Origin of the sequence: Stieleria sp. (assembly GCF_041595215.1) — a bacterium.
GTDB lineage: Bacteria > Planctomycetota > Planctomycetia > Pirellulales > Pirellulaceae > Stieleria > Stieleria magnilauensis.
The window spans coordinates 1-3,393 of record NZ_JBFHKV010000949.1 but is presented as its reverse complement, the minus strand read 5'-3'; the positions used below and the strand labels follow the sequence as shown (position 1 = coordinate 3,393).

4 protein-coding genes are annotated in these 3,393 nt (G+C 56.7%); all 4 read right to left on the bottom strand.

What is annotated here, in order from left to right:
* Window positions 1–203: 203 nt before the first annotated feature.
* The gene (locus ABX749_RS26680) at window positions 204–611 is read right to left on the bottom strand and encodes a response regulator transcription factor (protein WP_372898682.1); all 408 of its coding nucleotides are present in this window, start codon (window positions 609–611) and stop codon (window positions 204–206) included.
* On the bottom strand, window positions 577–2,334 hold the full coding sequence (locus ABX749_RS26675; protein ID WP_372898681.1) for a sensor histidine kinase: 1,758 nt from the start codon (window positions 2,332–2,334) through the stop codon (window positions 577–579). The genes ABX749_RS26680 and ABX749_RS26675 overlap by 35 nt, the downstream gene beginning before the upstream one ends.
* Window positions 2,335–2,700: 366 nt before the next feature.
* Window positions 2,701–3,006, bottom strand: coding sequence for a hypothetical protein (locus tag ABX749_RS26670; RefSeq protein WP_372898680.1), 306 nt, complete (start codon window positions 3,004–3,006; stop codon window positions 2,701–2,703).
* Window positions 3,007–3,141: 135 nt separating this feature from the next.
* Window positions 3,142–3,393: cytochrome c (locus ABX749_RS26665; RefSeq protein WP_372898679.1), on the bottom strand; the 252-nt coding region annotated here is incomplete at its 5' end.

Below are 3,393 nucleotides of genomic sequence, written 5' to 3'. Positions count from 1 at the left end.
GGCCAATGGCTGATAGGACGCAGGACCTCGGCGAGCGAGTGAAACAGAGTTGATTGATGCGTTTCGCCCGTCCCTCGGCTGCCTTCGACCGTCATCGTAGTCGCTTGGCGGCGAGTCTTCTTGTTCGTGCGCACGCGTCCATCGGTGATTTGCGCACATCGCGACGTCATACATCGTCATCGACGGGGGGGCCAGGCGATGGCTTAGCCGTGGTTCGAATGATCCGATCGGCCGTTTCCGTTGCTCGTGCAGTGCTCGCTGAGGAAATCGACCAGTCGGTTCGGTGCAAAAGGTTTCATCAGGAAGATCACCGCCTGGAAGCTCGCCAGCTGAGCCAGGACGTCTTCGTCACGATGTCCGCTGATCACAACGGTCGGGACGGCGGTTCCTTGTTCGGTGAGTTGGGTCAGCAGATCAATTCCGCTCATTTTGGGCAGTCGCAGATCCAGCACCATGCCGTCGATGGAGCCGCTAAAGTTCCCCAGCAAGAATTCTTCGGCACTTGCGACGCAATGGGTTTCAAATCCGAAGGCTGCCAGCAGCGCCCGGACGGAGTCTTGGACGGCGGGGTCATCATCAACAATGCAAACTTTTGCTTTCGCAACATTCATCGGCGGATTCTCCGCTTAGTGGCAGCACCACGAGAAAGACCGTCCCGCGACTAGTGGATTGTTCAACGACAAGTGATCCCTGATGGGCTTCGACGATAGAACGTGCAATGGCCAAGCCCATGCCCATGCCTTCCGCTTTCGTCGTGAAAAAGGTGCGAAAAACATCCTGTGTGTCGTCGGACTCGATTCCGTTTCCGGTGTCTTCCACGCGAATCTCGATGTGGTCGGGTGTCGACGCGGTGCGAATGGTCAGTGTCCGCCGGGGGCGTTCCACCTGGTCCATCGCCTGAATCGCGTTTTGGAACAGGTTCATGAGGACTTGTTGGAGCTGCACTTGATGGCCAAACACGGTTAGGGATTCGGCGTGCAAGTGAGTGTGCAGATCAACGCCATGGGCGCGAAGGTCTGGACCCATGATGCCCAATGAACTTTCGATCAGCTGATGAATATTGGTTGGCTGATTGTCGCCCGGGCTGGGTTTAAGCAGACGTCGGACGCCACGCACGATCTCGGCGGCACGTTGCGCCTGGCCACGAACCTGTCCGGCATGTTCACGGATCGCTGCGGTCTGGACGGGGGTTTCCGAGGCAAGTTTTTCGAGCACAAACGCGTAGTTGGTCGCCGCCGAAAGGGGCTGATTCAATTCGTGGGCGATGGAGGAAACCAGTTCGCCCAGCAAATTCACCCGGCTGGCGTGTGCCAGCTTGTCGCGATGGTCCTTCAACTGTTTTTCGATGCGCCGTTTCTCGGTGATGTCCTCGGTGATGCTTAGCACATGAAGTGATTCGTCGGATCCGTATCGAATGGGGACCTGGCGAGTCGTCATGAAGCGATGCTGGCCCTTCAATCCGACGATTTCAAATTCCAGACTGTTCGATTCCCCGCGGAGGACCGCTTGCGTCGCTTTGACGAAACGTTCGCGATCTTCGTCGACAATCACATCGAAGATGCATTCCCCCAGAACCTCTTCACGATCCGCTTGCAGCATCCCAAGTCCGGCAGGGTTGATATCCACCAGACGCCCTTCGCGATCGACCAGTTTGACGCACTGGGGTTCGGAATCAAAAATCAAGCGGAACCGTCGGTTGCTTTCCAAAATGCTGGTCATCGCCTCGTCACGCAGTTGATCGTAGGCGTGAAAGCGGCGGAGCAGCAGCACCAGAAGCGTCGACGACAGAACGGCAAACACGACTCCCAGCACGATGCTCTCCGTCCGGGTTCGGTTCCACACCAGCGCTGTGTCCAATTGCGATTTCGCCAAATCGATCTCAAGTTGGTTTTGCAGCACCGAGATGGCCTGGCCGAATTGATCAACGTCATGTTCCAAGGCGTGGAAGTCAATCGGATCGACGACGCCGGTTTGATCGTACCCATCGATCAATCGTTTTCCGCTGTCGGCGATGTGCCGTTGATGCTTCAGGACGCGATCGAATTGCACTCGTGAAGCTTCATCCAACGCCGACTGATGAATGAACGATTGGGAAATCTGTTCATAGTCCGCGGTCCAACTTTCGAAATCCCGTTTCTCGGCCTCGTCGCCAGAGATGACGTACGCAAAACACTCTTGAACGGCATCATGGGTTCTGCTGCGAAGATCCACCAATCGACCGACCGATGGGACCCGACGATTGTTCGTTCGAGTCGCGCTGTCGACGCGAAGAAACAAGTGCACGCAATAGGTCGACGCCAACAGCAACAGTCCCGCAAAGGAAATGATCAGCAAACGAGAATATGCAGATCGGGGAGCTGTTAATGCTTCGTTGATCATTCGACCGGCCGCCGTTCGATTCGCAAAAGGTGGCTGTCTCGGCGCGTGATCGGCGACTCGCTTGTGCGGGACGCTAGAGTTCGAAACGCTTGAGGCGGCACAGAGAAACGCTGTCCGATTATGGACTGCGACCTGTCGATCGCCAAGGGTGGTTTTCCGGTGCCTGAAAGTACTGGCCTCGGTCATCCACCCCGGTTCTAGATGGCGTGGTCACGACACTAGCGCTCCTCGCATTGCGTCGTTCTCACCACCACGGGCCGGCTGATTGAATCAAGGGGCTGAAATCAACGCGTTGGGCGTGGCATGACCGATCAGCAACCATCACTCCGGTTGATTTTCGACCAAATACGTCGTCGCGCCGATGGTGACTTTCGTCGTCGCGATCGATCGCAAATAGCGATAAACGGGTCGTTGTCCCAGTTCCAGCTCGTAAACCGCGGTGATTTCCGGTTGCGGAGGGTTTTGAGGCAGGAACATCCCCACGAGGTGCGAGAGTGTGGAACGCTGAGCGGCTTGGACCGGTGATTTGACCAGCACGATCGCGGGCTGGTCTTGGCAAGCGTCGACACGTAGCCCATCCAAGGGGCCACCGAGAAACTCGATAATTGAAGCACGATCTATATACACGGCAACACCTCTGCTACGCGTTTTAAGTCATCCACCAATCCGCCGCGGAGACGTTTACGCGGCGTTTCCAAGTTGATTGGCACTTACGCAACTGTCGTGCCAGTAGCACAGTCGAAAATCAACGTCGGGTGACGATCATGGGTCGGACCCGATCGGCTCGCGACGAAGGGAAGCGAAGTAGCTGGCGATTTGCTGCGACTGTTTTTCGTCGAGGGCGTCGGCGATGGGGTGCATCAGGTTGCCGCTGCCGACTCCGCCTCGTGATCGGTTTCGGAACAACGCCAGCTGACGATTCAAGTACTCGGCGGGTTGTCCTGCCAGAACGGGATAGGACGGATCGTTGTCTTGACCATGACACTTCGAACAGGCGGCTACTTTCAGCGTGTC